Source organism: Streptomyces sp. NPDC050704 (assembly GCF_040654355.1).
Lineage (GTDB): Bacteria > Actinomycetota > Actinomycetes > Streptomycetales > Streptomycetaceae > Streptomyces.
In genome coordinates, this window is record NZ_JBFAHW010000129.1 from 12,088 (window position 1) to 28,777 (window position 16,690).

Annotated in this window: 17 protein-coding genes; 8 read left to right on the plus strand and 9 right to left on the minus strand. The window is 69.5% G+C overall.

What is annotated here, in order from left to right; translation table 11 throughout:
- Window position 1: 1 nt before the first annotated feature.
- On the plus strand, window positions 2-1,018 hold the full coding sequence (locus tag AB0I18_RS43830; RefSeq protein WP_363111373.1) for an alcohol dehydrogenase catalytic domain-containing protein: 1,017 nt from the start codon (window positions 2-4) through the stop codon (window positions 1,016-1,018).
- 53 nt (window positions 1,019-1,071) lie between these two features.
- Here AB0I18_RS43830 and AB0I18_RS43835 read toward each other — a convergent pair whose 3' ends face one another.
- Window positions 1,072-2,262 carry a histidine kinase gene (locus AB0I18_RS43835; RefSeq protein ID WP_363111374.1) on the minus strand — a complete coding sequence of 397 codons (1,191 nt, stop codon included), beginning with the start codon at window positions 2,260-2,262 and terminating at the stop codon, window positions 1,072-1,074.
- Between the two features lie 91 nt (window positions 2,263-2,353).
- On the opposite strand from AB0I18_RS43835, the gene AB0I18_RS43840 reads away from it, so the two are divergent.
- Window positions 2,354-2,722: a DUF4333 domain-containing protein gene (locus AB0I18_RS43840; RefSeq protein WP_363111375.1), complete on the plus strand. Its 369-nt coding sequence runs from the start codon at window positions 2,354-2,356 to the stop codon at window positions 2,720-2,722.
- A gap of 81 nt (window positions 2,723-2,803) precedes the next feature.
- On the opposite strand, the gene AB0I18_RS43845 is transcribed toward AB0I18_RS43840, so the two are convergent.
- Window positions 2,804-4,723, minus strand: coding sequence for a hypothetical protein (locus tag AB0I18_RS43845; protein ID WP_363111376.1), 1,920 nt, complete (start codon window positions 4,721-4,723; stop codon window positions 2,804-2,806).
- Between the two features lie 325 nt (window positions 4,724-5,048).
- Between AB0I18_RS43845 and AB0I18_RS43850 the strand changes: the two genes are divergently transcribed.
- Both AB0I18_RS43850 and AB0I18_RS43855 read left to right on the plus strand, forming a co-directional pair.
- Window positions 5,049-5,543, plus strand: coding sequence for a hypothetical protein (locus AB0I18_RS43850; protein WP_363111377.1), 495 nt, complete (start codon window positions 5,049-5,051; stop codon window positions 5,541-5,543).
- A 91-nt stretch (window positions 5,544-5,634) separates the two neighbouring features.
- Entirely contained in the window at window positions 5,635-5,940 is a 306-nt protein-coding gene (locus tag AB0I18_RS43855; RefSeq protein WP_363111378.1) for a hypothetical protein, read from the plus strand.
- Window positions 5,941-5,990: 50 nt separating this feature from the next.
- Here AB0I18_RS43855 and AB0I18_RS43860 read toward each other — a convergent pair whose 3' ends face one another.
- Window positions 5,991-6,644 carry a class I SAM-dependent methyltransferase gene (locus tag AB0I18_RS43860; RefSeq protein ID WP_363111379.1) on the minus strand — a complete coding sequence of 218 codons (654 nt, stop codon included), beginning with the start codon at window positions 6,642-6,644 and terminating at the stop codon, window positions 5,991-5,993.
- Between the two features lie 158 nt (window positions 6,645-6,802).
- Here AB0I18_RS43860 and AB0I18_RS43865 point away from each other — a divergent pair, with 158 nt between their 5' ends.
- Complete coding sequence (locus AB0I18_RS43865; protein WP_363111380.1) at window positions 6,803-7,255, plus strand: NAD(P)H-dependent oxidoreductase; 453 nt, start codon at window positions 6,803-6,805, stop codon at window positions 7,253-7,255.
- A gap of 863 nt (window positions 7,256-8,118) precedes the next feature.
- Here the strand turns inward: AB0I18_RS43865 and lpdA are convergent.
- Window positions 8,119-9,531, minus strand: a complete 1,413-nt coding sequence (gene lpdA, locus AB0I18_RS43870) for a dihydrolipoyl dehydrogenase (protein WP_363111381.1) — start codon at window positions 9,529-9,531, stop codon at window positions 8,119-8,121.
- A gap of 352 nt (window positions 9,532-9,883) precedes the next feature.
- Between lpdA and AB0I18_RS43875 the strand changes: the two genes are divergently transcribed.
- Window positions 9,884-10,114, plus strand: coding sequence for a hypothetical protein (locus tag AB0I18_RS43875; protein ID WP_363111382.1), 231 nt, complete (start codon window positions 9,884-9,886; stop codon window positions 10,112-10,114).
- A gap of 74 nt (window positions 10,115-10,188) precedes the next feature.
- On the opposite strand, the gene AB0I18_RS43880 is transcribed toward AB0I18_RS43875, so the two are convergent.
- The 4 genes from AB0I18_RS43880 to AB0I18_RS43895 form a co-directional block, all read right to left on the minus strand.
- On the minus strand, window positions 10,189-11,250 hold the full coding sequence (locus AB0I18_RS43880) for an LLM class flavin-dependent oxidoreductase (protein ID WP_363111383.1): 1,062 nt from the start codon (window positions 11,248-11,250) through the stop codon (window positions 10,189-10,191).
- Complete coding sequence (locus tag AB0I18_RS43885; protein WP_363111384.1) at window positions 11,250-11,783, minus strand: SRPBCC family protein; 534 nt, start codon at window positions 11,781-11,783, stop codon at window positions 11,250-11,252. Before AB0I18_RS43885 ends, AB0I18_RS43880 begins: the two co-directional genes overlap by 1 nt.
- A 123-nt stretch (window positions 11,784-11,906) precedes the next feature.
- Window positions 11,907-12,404, minus strand: a complete 498-nt coding sequence (locus tag AB0I18_RS43890) for a helix-turn-helix domain-containing protein (RefSeq protein WP_363111385.1) — start codon at window positions 12,402-12,404, stop codon at window positions 11,907-11,909.
- A 197-nt stretch (window positions 12,405-12,601) separates the two neighbouring features.
- Entirely contained in the window at window positions 12,602-13,075 is a 474-nt protein-coding gene (locus tag AB0I18_RS43895; protein ID WP_363111390.1) for a helix-turn-helix domain-containing protein, read from the minus strand.
- Window positions 13,076-13,271: 196 nt separating this feature from the next.
- Here AB0I18_RS43895 and AB0I18_RS43900 point away from each other — a divergent pair, with 196 nt between their 5' ends.
- Entirely contained in the window at window positions 13,272-14,285 is a 1,014-nt protein-coding gene (locus AB0I18_RS43900; RefSeq protein WP_363111386.1) for an NADP-dependent oxidoreductase, read from the plus strand.
- A 346-nt stretch (window positions 14,286-14,631) separates the two neighbouring features.
- Here the strand turns inward: AB0I18_RS43900 and AB0I18_RS43905 are convergent, their stop codons facing one another.
- A complete protein-coding gene (locus tag AB0I18_RS43905) occupies window positions 14,632-15,642 on the minus strand; it encodes an enoyl-CoA hydratase/isomerase family protein (protein ID WP_363111387.1) in 1,011 nt (336 codons plus the stop codon).
- Between the two features lie 266 nt (window positions 15,643-15,908).
- Here AB0I18_RS43905 and AB0I18_RS43910 point away from each other — a divergent pair.
- On the plus strand, window positions 15,909-16,690 hold a 782-nt coding region (locus AB0I18_RS43910), incomplete at its 3' end, for an alpha/beta hydrolase fold domain-containing protein (protein ID WP_363111388.1).

A 16,690-nucleotide genomic window follows, 5' to 3' on the forward strand; every position in this document is an offset into this window, starting at 1 on the left:
CATGCGCGCGTTCGTGCTGACGGCTCCCGGCAGGTACGCGGTGCGGGAGGTCCCGGCGCCGGTGGCCGCCCCCGGCGAAGTCGTCGTCGACGTCGAGCGGGTCGGCGTGTGCGGCACCGACGTCGAGTTCTTCACCGGTGACATGGCCTACCTCCACCAGGGACACTCCGCCTACCCGATGCGACTGGGCCACGAGTGGGCCGGTCGCGTGGCGGCGGTCGGCGACGGTGTCGACCCCGCCTGGTTCGGCCGGCGCGTCATGGGCGACACCATGCTCGGCTGCGGCACCTGCCGCCGCTGCCGACGGGGCGACCAGCACGTCTGCGAGAAGCGGCAGGAGGTCGGCGTTCGCGGGGAACGGCCCGGCGCCCTGGCCGAGCAACTCGCGACACCGGCCTCCTCGTTGCACGTCCTGCCCGACTCCGTCGACGCCGTCCTCGGCGCACTGGTGGAGCCCGGCGGCAACGCCCTGCGCGCCGCGCGGGCCGCTGCCCCGCGACCCGGGGACCGGGCGCTGGTGCTCGGTCCTGGCACCATCGGGCTGCTGGCCGCTATGTTCCTCCGCGCCGCCGGTGCGGAGGTGCACCTGATGGGCCGCACCGAAAGCTCCCTCGCCTTCGCCCGCGATCTGGGCTTCGCGCACGTGTACACGGACGAGTCCATCCCGGATCTGCCGTTCGACGCTGTCGTGGACGCCACGAACGCCGCCCAACTGCCCGCCCTGGCCTTGGAGTTGGTCGAGCCGGCCGGCCGCGTCGTGTACATCGGACTGGCCGGCGGGCCCAGCCGGATCGACACCCGCGCACTCGTCCTCAAGGACGTCACCGCGGTAGGCATCCTCTCCGCCTCCCCCGGCCTCGACGCCACCGTCCGGGCGTACGCCGACGGATCGGTCGACCCCAGGCCACTCGTCGCCGCGACCGTCACCCTGGAACAGGCCGGCCCCGTCCTCGCCGGCGAGCGCCCGGCCGGCGCCGGCCCGGGCCCCAAGATCCACGTCGACCCACGCGCGGGCTGACGGACGACCCGCCGGCTCTCACCCCGGTCATCCGATGGATGGGTACTCGTAGCTCAGAGTCCCCTCGCCGGGAACAGGGCCCGGAGCTCCCAGCCGTGGCCGGTCCTGGGTCCCGCGTGCAGTTCGCCGCCCAGCGCGGTGACGCGTTCGCTCAGGCCGACGAGGCCGAAGCCGCCGCCGTGCGCCGCGGCGGGGAGCTGGGTGCCGCCGCGGCCGTCGTCGGACACTGTCACCGCCAGACTGCCGTCGCCGGTGTGGCGCAGGCCTACGGTGATCTCGGTGGCGTCGGCGGCGTGACGTCGTACGTTGGTCAGCGCTTCCTGGACGACACGGAAGGCGGCCGCCTGCACTTCGTGAGGCAGGTCCGCCGACACGGCGGCGTCCCGGTGCAGGGTGACCTTCTGGACCGGGCTCGCGAAACCCTCGATCAGTTCGGTGATGGCGGCCAGGTCACCGACGGGGCGCCGGTCGGCCTCCTCCGTGGTGGTGTCGCGCAGCACGCCCACCGTGCGGCGCATCGACGCGAGCGCCTCCGTGGCGGCGCGTTCGATACCGGCCAGGACGGGGTCCAGGTCCTCCGCCGGCCGGGTGGCCGCGGCAGTGCCGGCGGTCGCGGCCGCCATCATGCGGGCCATCTGGGTCTGCACGAGGATGCCGGTGACGTGGTGGGCGACGAAGTCGTGCAGATCGGCGGCGATCGCCACGCGCTCCTCCCGGCGCGTCTCGGCGACGGCGACGGTACGGCGGTAGTCAAGCGAGCGCAGGTAGGCCGCGAGTCCGGTGGTGAGTCCGACCAGGACCACGCCCACCATGAAGTAGGCCGTCGCCTCGTCCGGCAGCGACCGGAAGTACCGCAGCGGCGTGGCGAGCAGGGCGCCCGCGTCCAGTACGCCGCAGGCCATGGCCCAGCGCGGCGGGCAGTGCCGTACGGCGATGAACAGCAGGCACAGCAGGACGGCGATCTCGCCCGGGCCGAACGGAGCGTCCCGGCGCTGCAGGATCGAAGCCCCCGTGTACAGGAGGGAGAGGAGGGCGGGTACGGCGGTGCGCAGCTGCGGGGTGAGCCACCCGGGCCGCCGTGCGGCCGGCCACAGCACGGCGGCCAGGCCGACCACCAGGACGGCCGCCGCGCGCCAGACGCTGTAGCGCACGTCGGTCGCGACCTGCAGATCGACGACCGACACCGCGAGCAGGGCGCCCACCGCGGCACCTCGCGCCCAGCCCCGGGCCCACGTGAATCTCATGGAGATCACCGTATGCGCAGCCGTCGTCGGCGGGATCGGCCGAACGGCCGAGGCTGGTACGGTTCCGCCTCCGGATATCAGGAGTGCGTTCATGCTGGACACCAAGTTCGTCGTCGGCGTCGTCGGTGGCGCGACCGCCGTGCTCGTCCTCGGCGGTCTCGGCACCCATCGGTTTTCCGGCACCGAGTCGACCACCGAGCTCGATCAGTTCGACACCGTGATGGTGGACGGCCACAAGGCCCTTGCGCCCGACATCGTCGCCGGCCGCACCCAGAGCAAATACCACCCGCTGCCATGGGTCGGCGTGAAGGTGAGCGTGTCCTGCCCGACCGGTTTGAAAGCGATCACCGGTACCACCCTCACCTGCACCGGCAAGAGGAACGACGGCACCACCATCGACATTCCGGTGACCGTGACCAAGGTGACGGACTCCCACATCACCTGGAAGTTCCAGCGCTGAGAGGGCGGAGAGCGGACCATGCGCGCCGTCGAGGCCCCGGCGCGCGCCGACCGCGAGCACCTCGGCCTTCCGTGCGGCGCGTCATTCGTCGGCGGCATGCAGGAGTGACTGCACTGTCCCGTCCTCGCTGAAGCGGAAGCGCAGGACCCATTCGCAGTAGTCGCGGGTCAGCTTGTCGGGGTGTTCGCGCAAGGACAGCAGCAGTTGCTCGCTGAGATCCTTTGCCTCGCCCCGGCGGTTCTGGGCGATAAAGGTCAGCAGGTAGACGAGGGCCCTGGCCACCGGAAGGAAGCGTTCGTCGGTCTTGAGGCGATCACTGTCCACGAGCTCCGCGAGGATGGGCGCGATCTCCTCGCGTACGGACGTGAGTTGATTGAGGTCGCGCGCGCCGAAGCCGGCTCCGAAGCAGTCGCCGATGGCGAAGAGCACAGCGTGCATCTCCGTGATCTGCGCTCGGGTGGGATCTCCCTGCAGCTTGAGGTGCGCGTCCTTGCACGCCTTGGTCAGGATGGTCGCCACGCTGGAGTCGCGGCATTGCAGGTAGCCGATGGCGAACAGGACACGGATCCGAAGCCAGGATTCGGTCCTCTCGTTCCGCAGCACCTGGGCGAGAGCCTTGATGACCGGGCGCGCCCAGCCGCCGGCCAGGAGCGTGTCGATGGCCTGACGGCGTTGCACTCCGGCGTTCTGCAGCAGCACATGCAGGAAGAGGACCTTCGTGGGCCGCAGAATCTGCGCCGGGATCCCCCGGGAATCCAGGGAGTTCGCCGCATCCTGAACGACCTGGAACCACGGATCCTCCGCCGCGTCGGGCTCCGGCCACTGGTTGCAGACCGGGACCTTGGCATCGAGTACGGACTCGAGTGTCATGGCCACCCAGCGCATTCCAGCCGCGGCGTCCTTGCGGGCCTCGGGATGCCGGAACTGCGTGACGAGCTCACGCAGCCGCGCTTCGACTTCCTGGACGCGCTCTCCCTCGACGGCATCGTCACGGTGCCGGGGGTTGTTGGTCAACGTGCGCTGCCACAGCCCGAGAGCCGCGGTGCCGCGTTCCCTCAACGTCGCTGTGGTGTCCTCGGCGCGGGCGAGGAGAAGGGCGCGGACCCAGTCGCCGTCCGGGTCGTCGTGGGACGACCACCGATGGGGGATGGCGATGGCCAGTTCGAGATCCAGTGAGCGTCCCGGGTAGCTGCTCCTGCCGCGCAACTGCTCGCAGTTCTCCAGGAGATCGGTCACCCATCGTCTGAGTTCGCTGTTGGGGGCGGTGTCCCCGCACAGGTGGACCAGCTTGGTCACGGCCCGCCAGAGCCGGAATCCCAGCGGTGAGTCCCGTAGGTCCTTTTCGATGAGCAGGACCAGTTCGCCGTCGTACGCCCACTTGGTCAGCGCACCGAGCAGGACCAGCGCGTCAATGTTGCGGGAGGTCGGCGGAGCGCCACCGATCAGAGCCAGGCGGCTGATGAGGAGTTTGGTCTTCCCCTTCTTGTACTTCTCTTTGAGGCTGGTCGCGGTCCGGCGGGGTCCCGCCTGCCCCTCCGGTATGAGCAGGGACAACAGGGCCGAGGCCTGCATCAGCACCGCGAACTCGGTGTCCGCCTCCTCCTCCAGCATCTCCCAGGTCCAGTTGGCCGGGGTATGCGCGATCAGGCTGTCCTGTTTGGTCAGTCCCCGCAGCCGGATGCCGAGCGAGTTCAGCCCGCCCAGGGACGCGGTGTCGGCGGCCAGCGCCACGATGCTGCTGTCCAGGCGGCGCAGCAGGGCTCCTTCCGTGTCGTTCTGGTGCTTCGTGGGGCTGCCCAGCGTCCTGATGATCTTCGACAGAGCCGGGCCCTTCATGCCCGCCGCGAGGGCCACGGTGTTCTCGGTGACCCCGCGATCCTGCTTCAGTCGCGCCAGTTGGGCGACCAGGGCGTATCGCAGAAGCTGGCCCGCGTCGTCGATGTCATCAATGTCGCCGCGATCGCCATCTTGCCCACTTTTGCCCTCTTGCCCCGGAAGCATGTCCGGAAGTTAGCAGCATCGTTTCCCGGAGGAAACGGTTCCGTCGCCAAGGGCGCCCATGCCGTTACGCAAAGCCGCAGCCACCGTCCTTACCTGGGAAATCCAGATTCTTTACGTCGTCTGCCGTGTCTTGTTGAGGCATTGGGGCCAGGTGAATGCTTGAAAACAAGGACGGCCCCCGAGACCTGTGAAGGTCTCAGGGGCCAATTCGAAGATCGGGACCGGGGTGATCTGCAGTCGCCCCGGCTCTGGCATACAGCCTCAGGAGCCGAAAATGCCAGCCATCTCCACCCCTGAAGGTAGTCCACGGCACCGGTGGACGCTAGTGCTTCCCACTCAGCTCAGCGGCTGCCAGCCCGAGTGGTTCACCACCGGCTTCGGCCTGGGCTACATCGGGCTCGCGCACACCGCCCAGATCAAGTTCGACATCACCGGCACCACTGCCGGCTTCGTCCTGTACACGGCGTGCGTGGTGCTGGGCGCGATCACCGGCAAGCTGGTGAGGAGCCTGACCGACCGGCTGACGCGCAGCGGCGCCAAGGCCGACCGCATCCCCCGGATCTTCGCCGCGGGCATCGTGCTGACCGGCATGGGCGCGGGCATGATTCCGGGGACCACCGCGATGTCCGCCGCGCCCCACGAGTGGACGGTTCAGTGGCTCTGGCTCGCCACCGGAGCGCTCCTGGTCGTACTGACCCTCATCGGCGAGGCACTGGTGTGCTGGTTCCCCGCCGCTGAGCCCGAGCCGGCCCCTCCCGTCGTCACCCCCGTCCCCACGCCGCGCCCGCGCCGCCGGCGGCTGCGCCCCGACTCGGTCTGAGCACACTCCGCCCTGCGCGTCCGGCAGCGGACGCGCAGGGCGCCGTCCGCCACGAGCGACCGGTGCCTCCCACCCCGTTAAGGAGAACAGCATGGCGAACACCCCTCTCATCCCCGGGATCCTCGACGCGCATCCGGACGGCACCCATCTCTGCGTCAAGTGCGCGTGGTGTCACACCTGGCACAGTGCGCCGGCCGCTGACGACATGGCACCTGGGCAGGTGACCCATCTGATCTCCCGGTGCACCGTCCCCAACAGCCCGTATCGCGAGACCGGTTACTCCGTAAAGATCACCCACAGGCGCAGGCGGCGCTCCCGCGGTTGCTCCCGAGGCCGCTTCTGGTGGAGCCCACGCCGGGCCCATGTCGCCGCGCCCCGTTCCCAGGTGGCGAACTGACGCCGCCTCGCGACCGCGGCGCCGCCCCTCCCCCGCCTCGGCCGGTCACATCAGACGGCCGGCTGCGTCTCTTCCCGTCGGCAGTACAGGAAGAGGTGGGGCTCGGGGGCGGCGTCGGGGTGGGCCGGAGTGAACATCGCGTGGTGCTCGGACTCCACCGCGAGACCCGCCCGGTTCAGGAGGGCCACGAGGTCCTCGGCGGCGAAGCTCGTCGCCCGGACGGGCTGCCCCATGAACTCGACCGCGACGTCCTCCACGTCGACGGGCACGGTGGCGAGCACCAGGCTGCCGCCCGGCCGCAGGGCCCGCGCCAGCCTTCCCATCAGGTCCGACTGCCGCTCGCGGGACATCTGCAGCAGCGAGAAGTACACGCAGACCGCGTCGAACGAGCCGTCCTGGAGCGGAACTTCGGCGATGTCGGCGCGCCGGAACGTGGCGTCGGGAACTCGCCGGGTGGCGAGTTCCACCATGACGGGTGAGACGTCGATCCCCAGTACGTCGTGGCCCGCCGCGGCGAGCGTCGAGGCCGTGGGACGCCCTGTTCCGCTGCCGACGTCCAGCACCCTGCTGCCGGGGGCGAGCCGCCCGAGCAGCCACTCCAGCGATGCCAGGTGCGCCTCGGAGTGGGCGAACGCCTCCTCGTACACGGGCCCGAGCGCGTCGAAGACCACTGCCGCCCGCTGTCCTTGAACCCCGTCGGTCAAGACACGCCTCCCGTTGCGCTGTGCCCCTGCCGGGCCGTGCCGGGCATCGTCGCATCCCTGAGAGCGGCACACAACGCCGCCCGACCGGCGTCCCGGCGACGCGAGGGCCGACGGGTGCGGCTTGCGGGCACGAGCAACGGCACGGCAGGGTGCGGGGCGTGGCCACTCTGCTGATCGTGCATCACACGCCCTCGCCCAACTGCCAGGCGATGTTCGAAGCCGTCGTATCCGGTGCCACGGCCCCGGAGATCGAGGACGTCCAGGTCGTACGCCGGGCCGCGTTGTCCGCGACGGCGTCGGACGTGCTGGCCGCGGACGGATATCTGCTCGGCACCCCGGCGAACCTCGGCTACATGTCCGGCGCCCTCAAGCACTTCTTCGACCAGGTGTACTACCCGTGCCTGGACGCGACACGAGGTCGGCCGTTCGGGGTCTACGTGCACGGCGGGAGCGATGTGACGGGGGCCCTGCGCGGGATCGGGTCGATCACGACGGGCCTCGGCTGGCGCGGCGCGGCCGAGCCGGTGACCGTCACCGGCGAGCCGGGCAAGGCCGACATCGAGGCGTGCTGGGAGCTGGGGGCGACGGTCGCGGCCGGGTTGACGGACTGACCGGCCGAAGCGGTGCGAACCATGGTTGCCGCGGTGACGACCGCGCTGACGTGTCTGCTGGTGGGGGCCGCCGTCTCAGGGTGCGGGGGTAGGGCAGACCGGAGAGCTTGAACCGGATATGTATGCGGTGCGGTTCCAGGATTCCGAGGTCGTAGCTGACCCCGAAGAGTTACCGCGCTTTGACAGGGCCCGGCGGTCGCTCCCGAGACAGGGAATAGGCCGCCGGGCCCGTCTGGCGCGCCAGTCCCCGTCCCCACGGGTCGGCACGCGGCGGGGCCGTCCTCCTCCGCTTAGGGGTTACGGCCCCTGTCTTTGATTCAGGTACCGAGGAACCTCAGGGCTTCGTAGCCGAACTCCTCGGCCCTCGCCCACTCGGGGGCCAGGGCGGCGCCGACCGGGTCGGCACCTATGAACCGCGCGGCCTGCGCCGTAAGGAGCGCGACACTGTCCTGCCGACGCTCCCGGCCTCGGTGATCGCCGTCGCCAAGTCATCCTCCTGCGGTGGAGCGCGCGTGGACTGATCACGCCCGACGCTACGGAGGGATGCCTGGATGCGGATCCGTCACCGCATCGGTCAGCGAGTTACCAAATGGGGATGAAAGTGAGGTATCGCGTCGACTTCGAGGTTCTTCGAGGACGGCCCGCGCCTGATGAGCTGGCCGGCGGTGGCTGCCCAGCGCGGCAACGTCAACGTCAACGTCAACGTCAACGTCAACGTCAACGAGAGGCGTCCGTCCCTGACGCCGCTGAGAACCCCCTGTCCAGGATCTCCCCCAACAAAGGCTCAGGGCCCCTTGGCAGCTCGGGTCGCGAAACCGATCCGAGCACCAACGGGCCCTGCTGTCGCTGCGTCGAGCACCCCGTTACATGTTGATCATGTGTCCGGCGAGGCCGTGGACGGCTTCCTTGACCGCCTCGCCCAGCGTGGGGTGGGCGTGGACGTTGCGGGCGACCTCGTGGACCGTGAGGTCCCACTGCTGGGCCAGGGTCAGTTCGGGGAGCAGTTCGGTGACGTCGGGGCCGATGAGGTGGCCGCCGAGGAGCTCACCGTGCTTGGCGTCGCTGATCAGCTTCACGAAGCCGCTCGCGTCGCCCAGGCCGTGGGCCTTGGCGTTCGCGGTGAACGGGAACTTGGCCACCTGGACGTCGAAGCCCTTCTCCCTGGCCTGCGCCTCGGTGTAGCCGAAGCTGGCGATCTGCGGCTGGCAGAAGGTGGCACGCGGGATCATCACGTAGTCCAGCTCCATCGTCTCCGCGTCCGCGATCGTCTCGGCGGCGACCACGCCCATCGCCTCGGCGGCGTGCGCGAGCATCAGCTTCGCGGTGACGTCGCCGATGGCGTAGATGTGCGGGACGGAGGTGCGGCAGCGGCCGTCGACGTCGATCGCGCCGCGCTCGGTGACACGCACGCCGGTGTTCTCCAGGCCGTAGCCGGTGACGTTCGGGGCGAAGCCGATCGCCTGCAGGACCTTGTCGGCCTCCAGGACCTGCTGGGCGCCGTCCTTGCCGGTGACCGTGACACGGACCTGCGGGCCCGACTCGTCGATCGACTCGACGCGGGTCGAGGTGAGCACGTCGATGCCCAACTTCCGGTACTGCTTGGCCAGCTCGGCGGAGACCTCGACGTCCTCCAGCGGGGCGACCCGGTCCAGGAACTCGACGACGGTGACCTTCACGCCGTAGTTGTGCAGCACGTAGGCGAACTCGACGCCGATGGCCCCGGCGCCGGCGATCACGATCGACTGCGGCAGGTCCTCGGCGAGGATCTGCTCCTCGAACGTCACCACCCGGGAGGTGCGACGGGTACCGGGCAGCAACTTGGGAGTCGCTCCGGCGGCGATGACGCAGTGGTCGAAGCCGATGGTGCGGGTGTTGCCGTCGTAGTCGGCCACCTGGAGCGTATGCGGGTCGAGGAACGTGCCGCGACCGCTGATCTCCGTGATCTTGTTCTTCTTCATCAGGTAGTGGACGCCCTTGACCCGGCCGTCCGCGACCTTCCGGCTGCGCCGGAAGGCCTCCCCGTAGTCGAAGGAGACCTCACCCTCGACCTTGATACCGAAGGTCTTCGCCTCGCGCGTGAAGATGTGCGCGAGTTCGGCGTTGCGCAGCAGGGCCTTGGTGGGGATACAGCCCACGTTCAGACAGACGCCGCCCCAGTACTTCTCCTCGACGACCGCGACGCGCTTGCCCAGTTGGGCGGCCCGGATGGCGGCTACGTATCCGCCGGGGCCTGCGCCGAGTACTACGACGTCGAAGCGCTCACCCTGCTCGTCCATGGACGGCTTCCTTTCCACTGGGGCGGCCGGCTCCCGCGAGGGGCCGATTCGCTCCCGATCGAACAACCTGTTCATCAACTCGACAGCGACGGTATCCGCCACCGCTCGCCGCAGAGGAGCCGGTAAAGGACGAGGGAGGCAACCATATGGTTCACCACCTCGCCAGCGGTTCCCCGGACGTCCGCTTCAGCGCCACGGCGCCGTGATCTATGCCCGCACAGCCATCATCGACCGCGGGTCGACGCCCCGTCGACTTCGTGTACTCCGGCCTCGGCGGCACCGAGCCCGAGGACGCCGAGGCCGCAGACGGCGACCGCGCCGTGCGCACCGGGCTTGGGGACGGCATCCGGCTGTGCCGCGTGGGCGGCGCCCACTGCAACCGGACGTTCCCATCGCCTTTGTCGCCCGGCTACTGTTGGCCGGCCTGTGCGAGGGCAAGGGCAAGGGCAAGGGCAAGGGCAAGGGCAACCAGATCATCGCCGCCGCGGCGGACCGGGAGGACGCCCTGACCAGGACGTTCCATGCGATCACCCTGCTGATGTCGGGCCTGGCAGCCGACGGCACCGGCGCCCGGTCGACCTGAACCGGGGCCCGGTGGCGAGGCCCGGTGGCCGGCGTCGGCACACGGCAGCCCGCCTCGGCCACTATGGCCCGCCTCTACCGTGCCGCCTCGTCCTCGATGTCGCGGACCAGCTCGATGGCCCGGCCCAGGGTGGCGAGTCGGGCGTCGAGGGTCTCGCCGGCGGGATAGAAGCGAACGGTGTCGACACCGGCGTCGCGCCACACGCGCAGCCGCTCGCGCACCATGTCCTCGGTTCCGATCAGCGTGGTCGCCAGCACCATCTCGTCGGTGACCAGGCCGGCCGCACCGTCCCGGTCACCGGCCAGCCAGCGGGTCCGGACCTCGGCCGCCACCTCGGCCCAGCCCTGGCGGCTGTAGGCGCTGTTGTAGAAGTTCGTGGTCGCGGAGCCCATGCCGCCGAGGCTGAAGGCCAGCTCCTTCTTGCGTCCGGCCACCATCGCGCGCAGCGCGTCCTCGTCGTCCGCGAAGGCGACCTCGGCGCCCTGGCAGATGTCCAGGTCCGCGCGCTTCCGGCCGGCGGCGGCCAACCCCTGGTCCAGGTGGTCGAAGTACGCCTCCTTGGCGCCTTCGGGTACGAAACTGGTGCCCAGCCAGCCGTCGGCGATCTCGCCGGTCAGGTGCAGCATCTTCGGCGAAAGGGTCGCCAGGTAGACGGGGATCTCGTGCTCGGCACGCATCGACAGGCGCATGGGCTTCGCCTCCCCGCCCGGCAGCGGGAGCTGGAACTCCCGCCCGGCGTACGAGACCTTCTCCCCCGTGGCTGCCTGCCGCACGATGTCGACGGTCTCGCGCATCCGCGACAACGGCCGGGCGAACGACACACCGTGCAGCCCCTCGATCACCTGCGGTCCGGAGGGGCCGAGCCCCAGGAGGAAGCGTCCCTCGGAGATCTGCGACAGCGTGATCGCGGCGCGGGCGATGGCCATGGGCGTGCGGGTGCCGAGCTGGATGATCGCGGAGCCGAGCAGCATGCGCTCGGTCTTCGCGGCGAGGTAGCCCAGCGGTGACGGTGCCTCGGAGCCCCAGGCCTCCGCGACCCAGCAGATGTCCAGGCCGAGTTTCTCCGCCTCGGTGACGTATTCGACGATCTCCCGCCAGTCGCCTCCGGAGGCTTCGATCGTGGTGGAGGTACGCATCAGAGACTCGCCTCTCCTGAAGTCCGGGCGTCTTCGGCCAGCTTCTTGATCGCTTCCAGGGTGGCGATCATGTTGGCCTCGAACTCCCGCATGCGTACGAAGACGATCTTCTGCTCCTTCTCCGGCATGCGATCGATGGCGAAGGAGAGGCCCGAGCGGGCCGGCCCCATCTGCATCCACTCCCTCAGCAGAGTGCCGCCGTCCTGCGGCTCGAGAACGAACCGCCAGACGGCCGTGGGGTGTTGGGGGTCCTCCACCGCCCAGGCGAGCACCCTCGGCGGCTCGCACTCCACGATGTGAGATGTGGTCGCCCACTCCCCGAACGCGTCGTGCTTGCTCCGGCCGATGAACCGGGCCCCCGGGGCAGGAGAGCTCGCGCCGTCCAGCCATTCCACCGACTGCAGCTCGGCGCTCAGACGCGGCATCAGCTCGATGTCGGCCACCAGCGTCCACACTTGTGCCGGCGAGGCGGCGATCCAGGTGTGGACCTCAACCGTCGGTTTGTCCGCATAGCACGCACCCGTCCACTCCACCGTCCTGCGGCCTCCCTACCCATCCGAGAATCCTCGTTCCAGTACCTGACCAGTAAAGTTGCGTAGATAGACTCTCTTGTCAAGAGAGAAGAGAACAGACACAGGCCCTGCGGAACTCCGGCGTCAGCCCTCGAACCGCTCCCGCACATCCGGCCGTTCGGCCAGCTGCGGTGGATAGCCGGGACCCATTCGGGGGCGGGTGTTGTCCGCGGTCATGGGCTCGCCGCAGGCGGCGCACACCACCTCGGCGTGGCTCTCCTGCCCGCACACCTCGTGCCGCATGGCCACCGGCGGCCCCGCTTCACCGGCCAGCCAGCGGTCTCCCCACCGGTTCATGACCAGCAGCACGCCGTAGAAGTCGCGCCCCTTCTCGCTGAGCACGTAGTCGTACCGGACCGGCTCCGTCTGGTACGGCCGCTTCTCCAGCAGCCCCTCGTCCACCAGCCGGCGCAGCCGGTCCGTCAGCGTGTTGCGGGCGATCCCGAGCGACTCCTGGAACGCGTCGAACCGCCGGATCCCGTAGAACGCCTCACGCAGCACCAACGGCGTCCACCAGTCCCCGAGCAGGTCCATGGTCCGCGCGATCGAGCAGGGCCACTGCGCAAAGGATGTCCGCCTCATGACAGCCAGCATAGGTTCGTCCTGTCGTGAGACCCAGCAGGTGAGCCGAGCAGCGGTCGGTGTGCGGTCTCTTGCGTTCCATCCCTGGCGATGATGCGGGGCGAGAACATCGGCAAGATGATCGTCAAACCCTGAGTCCGCCTTCGGCTCCACCAGGGACCGAGCCGCCACGAGCTCCTGGCGCAACCGCGCTCAGCTCACTCGGCGGGCCTCAGACGAAAAGCGGGGCCCGGGACGCTCTCGATGTCCTCCGCCTGCACGGCGTGGCCCTGTTCGCAGCGTATCTGGGCGTCTACGTGCGCGCCGCATCCGCGGTGCCGCGCCAGTACGGCCGGGCCCTCCGGGTCGGCGCGGTAGCGGTCGCCCCACTGCAGGAGCCCCATCACGGCCGGGACCAGATCCATGCCCTTGGGCGTGATCACGTACTTCGGCCGGCTCCGCGAGCCCGGTTCCTTGTACGTCTCGGTGGCCAGGATCCCTTCCTCCACCAGCATCCGAAGCCGCGCCGCGAGGAGGTTGCGAGGACAGCCGAGGACGCGTTCGAAGTCACCGAAGCGGGACGAGCCGTACCAGACCTCGCGCAGGATCAGAATCGTCCACTTCTCACCCACGACCTCAAGGGTCCGGGCAATCGAGCAGTTGGACGTGTCCCGGTCGAGTCGATGGTCCATGCCGGCGTCCTGAAGAGCTTCGGTCCTCGCATCCATGGAGTGATACTAACCTCTTCTGAGTTTACTTTTCTATACTCAGGAAGTAGCGTCGTGGCCTGCACACCAACCCGGCCGCACGCGAGAAACGGGCGCGCAGGGGGACTTGCGCGAAGAATCACATCGACCACCCGAACACCCACGCAGAGAGGCGGCCGACATGAAGGCATTCGTCGTCGAGAAGTACGGCAAGGACGGCGTGCGCGCCGCAGTAGTACCCGAGCCCACCGTCGGAGACCGCGACGTCCTGGTCAGAGTGAGCGCCGCCAGCATCAACCCGCTGGACAAGATGGTCCGCAACGGGGAGTTCAAGCAGCTCCTGAAGTACAAGCGTCCGTTCGTGCTCGGCCACGACGTGGCCGGCGTCGTGACGCGGGTCGGCTCCGCCGTACGCGGATTCGAAGTCGGCGACGAGGTCTACGCCCGTCCGCGTGACCTGCGGATCGGAGGCTTCGCGGAGTTCATCGCGATCGACCAGGACGACGTCGCGCCCAAGCCGGCCTCCCTCACCCTCCAGGAGGCAGCCGCGGTGCCGCTGGTGGCCCTGGCCGCCTGGCAGGTTCTCGTCGACCGCGCCCATGTGAAGCCGGGCCAGAAGGTACTCATCCACGCCGGTGCCGGCGGCCTCGGCTCGACCGTCATCCAGCTCGCCAAGCACCTCGGCGCCACGGTGGCGACGACCACGAACACCGACACCGAGAAGCTGGTCAGGGACCTCGGCGCCGACATCGTCGTCGACTACACCAAGGAGGACTTCTCAAAGACGCTGTCCGGCTACGACCTGGTGCTGGACGCCCTGGGCGGAGTGAACCTCGAGAAGTCGCTGACCGTACTGAAGCCCGGCGGCCTGGCCATCAGTGTCGTCGGCCCGCCGGACGCCGGCTTCGCCAAGCAACTCGGCGCCCCCTCGTTCCTGGGCCTGGTCATGAACACACTCAGCCGTAAGATCCGCAAGCGGGCCAAGGCGCTGGGCGTGCGCTACGAGTTCTTCTTCATGCAGGCCAACGGCTCCCAGCTGGGCGAACTCGGCGCCCTCTACGACAGCGGGAAACTCCGCCCGGTCATCGACAGCACCTTCCCCTTCGACCGGACACTCGAGGCGATGGCACACGTCGAGCAGGGCCGCACCAAGGCCGGCAAGGTCGTGGTCTCGATGGTGCCCGACAACGACTGAGACCGTGCCGGTCACAGACCCTCCGTCCGGCACGGTCACCGGAGGGGGCGACAACGCCGTCGGCGCCCCAACGGCGACCACGTCACGGAGAGCCGCCGTCGCAGGGGCTCGGTGCCGACCCGCACGCCATATGCTCGCGACACAGCGCGACACAGCGCGACACAGCGCGACACAGGCGCGCCACGCGGCACCAGACAGCCGCACAGGCCGTGCCCGGCCGCACCACCGGACTCCAGCGGTTCGTTCCCCGCCACTACTCGGTCGGCGCTCCCGTCTCGTTGACGTGTACCGATCCTGCACGACAAGCCCCTCGCGCAAGGCGATGCCCCGCTCACGGCGGACATGTTCAGGACGGCAGCGTCCGCCCGCCGGGCGGCGCACGGTGCCAGGTGGGAGTGCGGTCCTTGTCTACCAGGGCCGCCCGGACACCCTCCAGGAAGTCCGGCGTACGGATGGTCGTACGCGTGAGGGCGAGTTCGGCGTCGAGGCACTCGCGCAACGTGCGCTGCCTGCCCCGGGCCAGCAGGGCGTGAGTGATCTCCAGGCTCTGCGGCGAGGCGGACTCCAGAGCGACCGACGCGGTCGCCGCCCATGGGGTGTCGAGGTGGTGCAGGCGTTTCTCGATCTCGCCGAGGGTCGGCGCACCGAACGCCCAGTCCACGTCTCCTCGCACCTCCGCCAGCCTGCTCTCCGCCACCGGCGAACGGCCGGCGAGGCGGTTGAGGACGACGTCCACCGGGTCGCCGGGACGGTCGGCGAGGGTGTCCCCGACCGCGTCGAGCCCGTCCGCGGGGACGAAGTGCGTGGCCAGCCCCGTGTACAGGGCGTCGGCCGCGTCGAGCCAGTGCCCGGTCAGTCCCAGGTACATGCCGATCGCGCCGGGCAGCCTCGGCAGGAAGTAGCTTGCCCCGACGTCCGGGAAGAACCCGATCCCGGTCTCGGGCATCGCCAGCACCGCGCCCTCGGTGACGACGCGGAAGCTGCCGTGGACGGACAGACCGAGCCCGCCACCCATGCACAGGCCGCCGATGAGCGACACGACCGGCACGGGGTACTCGGCGATCCGGGCGTTGAGCCGGTACTCGGAGGCGAAGAACCGCTCACTGGCCTCGGCATCCCCGGCGAGGCTGTGCTCGCGGATCGTACGGATGTCGCCGCCCGCGCAGAACGCCTTCGTGCTGGTACTGGCGAGCACCACCGCGGACAGCGGTGTGTGCTCCCACCCGGCGAGCACGCCGTCGATGGCGGCGACCATGCCTGTGGTCAGGGCGTTGAGCGCCTTGGGCCGGTTCAGCAGAATGCGGCCGACGCCCCGTTGCACGTCGGCGAGAATCTCGACCGCGGCGGTATCAGTCATCGGTCGTCATCTCGTCATCCGCTCGTCATCCGCGGACCTGGCTGTCGTGGCCATCACGTTCCACGTTCCTCACTCGCCGGGTGTCCGGCGCAGATCTGCGCGTAGAGATCCTGACACAGGGCTCGGAGCGCCCTCGCCTGCAGGGGTGACTCCAATCTCATCTGAGTTTACTTTCCTATACTCAGACAGTAGCGTCATGCCCAGTACATCGACCCGGCTTCCGCGAGAGACCCCCGCACGACGCCCGTCCGAGAAGGAGCACCACCATGGGAATCAGTCCAGAGGCACAGCAGTTCGCGCAGTTCCTCGCGAGCACGAGCGCGAAGTCGGCGACACCCGGCCTCGACCTGGGCATCGTCCGCGACATCGTCGACTCGAACCACAAGGCGTCGACCGAGCCGGAAGGCGTCACCTACGCCGAGGTCGACGCGGACGGCGTTCCTGCTCTGTGGGCCATCCCCGAGGGCGCCGACCCCGACAAGGCACTGCTCCACTTCCACTTCGGCGGATCCGTCGCCGCCTCGATGCACTCCGACCGCAAGGCCGCCGGCCACATCGCCAAGGCAGCCGGCGCCCGCTCCCTCGTCGTGGACTTCCGACTCGCGCCCGAACACCCCTACCCCGCACAGCTCGACGACGCCGAGACCGCCTACCGGTGGCTGCTCTCCCAGGGCTACCAGCCCCACAACATCGGCAGCACCGGCCACTCCATCGGCGGCACCCTCGCGGTGATGCTCCCGCTGCGCCTGCTCGCCAAGGGCGAAGCCACCCCGGGCGCGATCGTCAGCGTCTCCCCCTGGACCGACCTCACCCTCCAGAACCCGGCAGTGGACGCCAACGAGGCAAACGACAAGATGCTCAGCCGAGGCACCCTCGAACTCTTCCGCGGAGCCTGGCTGCAGGACCCCGCCGTGGACTTCACCGACCCCGCGATCAGCCTCGTGAACGCCGACCTGACCGGCCTGCCGCCCACGACCGTCCACTACGGCGAGTACGAGACCCTCGCCGACGACGGCGCCCAACTCGGCCGCCGCCTCGCGGACTTCAA

Excerpts from the sequence above, each read along its gene's own strand:
- AB0I18_RS43830 (WP_363111373.1), top strand. The coding sequence starts at position 2 with ATGCGCGCGTTCGTGCTGACGGCTCCCGGCAGGTACGCGGTGCGGGAG.
- AB0I18_RS43835 (WP_363111374.1), bottom strand. The coding sequence starts at position 2,262 with ATGAGATTCACGTGGGCCCGGGGCTGGGCGCGAGGTGCCGCGGTGGGC.
- AB0I18_RS43840 (WP_363111375.1), top strand. The coding sequence starts at position 2,354 with ATGCTGGACACCAAGTTCGTCGTCGGCGTCGTCGGTGGCGCGACCGCC.
- AB0I18_RS43845 (WP_363111376.1), bottom strand. The coding sequence starts at position 4,723 with ATGCTTCCGGGGCAAGAGGGCAAAAGTGGGCAAGATGGCGATCGCGGC.
- AB0I18_RS43855 (WP_363111378.1), top strand. The coding sequence starts at position 5,635 with ATGGCGAACACCCCTCTCATCCCCGGGATCCTCGACGCGCATCCGGAC.
- lpdA (WP_363111381.1), bottom strand. The coding sequence starts at position 9,531 with ATGGACGAGCAGGGTGAGCGCTTCGACGTCGTAGTACTCGGCGCAGGC.
- AB0I18_RS43880 (WP_363111383.1), bottom strand. The coding sequence starts at position 11,250 with ATGCGTACCTCCACCACGATCGAAGCCTCCGGAGGCGACTGGCGGGAG.
- AB0I18_RS43890 (WP_363111385.1), bottom strand. The coding sequence starts at position 12,404 with ATGAGGCGGACATCCTTTGCGCAGTGGCCCTGCTCGATCGCGCGGACC.
- AB0I18_RS43895 (WP_363111390.1), bottom strand. The coding sequence starts at position 13,075 with ATGGACCATCGACTCGACCGGGACACGTCCAACTGCTCGATTGCCCGG.
- AB0I18_RS43900 (WP_363111386.1), top strand. The coding sequence starts at position 13,272 with ATGAAGGCATTCGTCGTCGAGAAGTACGGCAAGGACGGCGTGCGCGCC.
- AB0I18_RS43905 (WP_363111387.1), bottom strand. The coding sequence starts at position 15,642 with ATGACTGATACCGCCGCGGTCGAGATTCTCGCCGACGTGCAACGGGGC.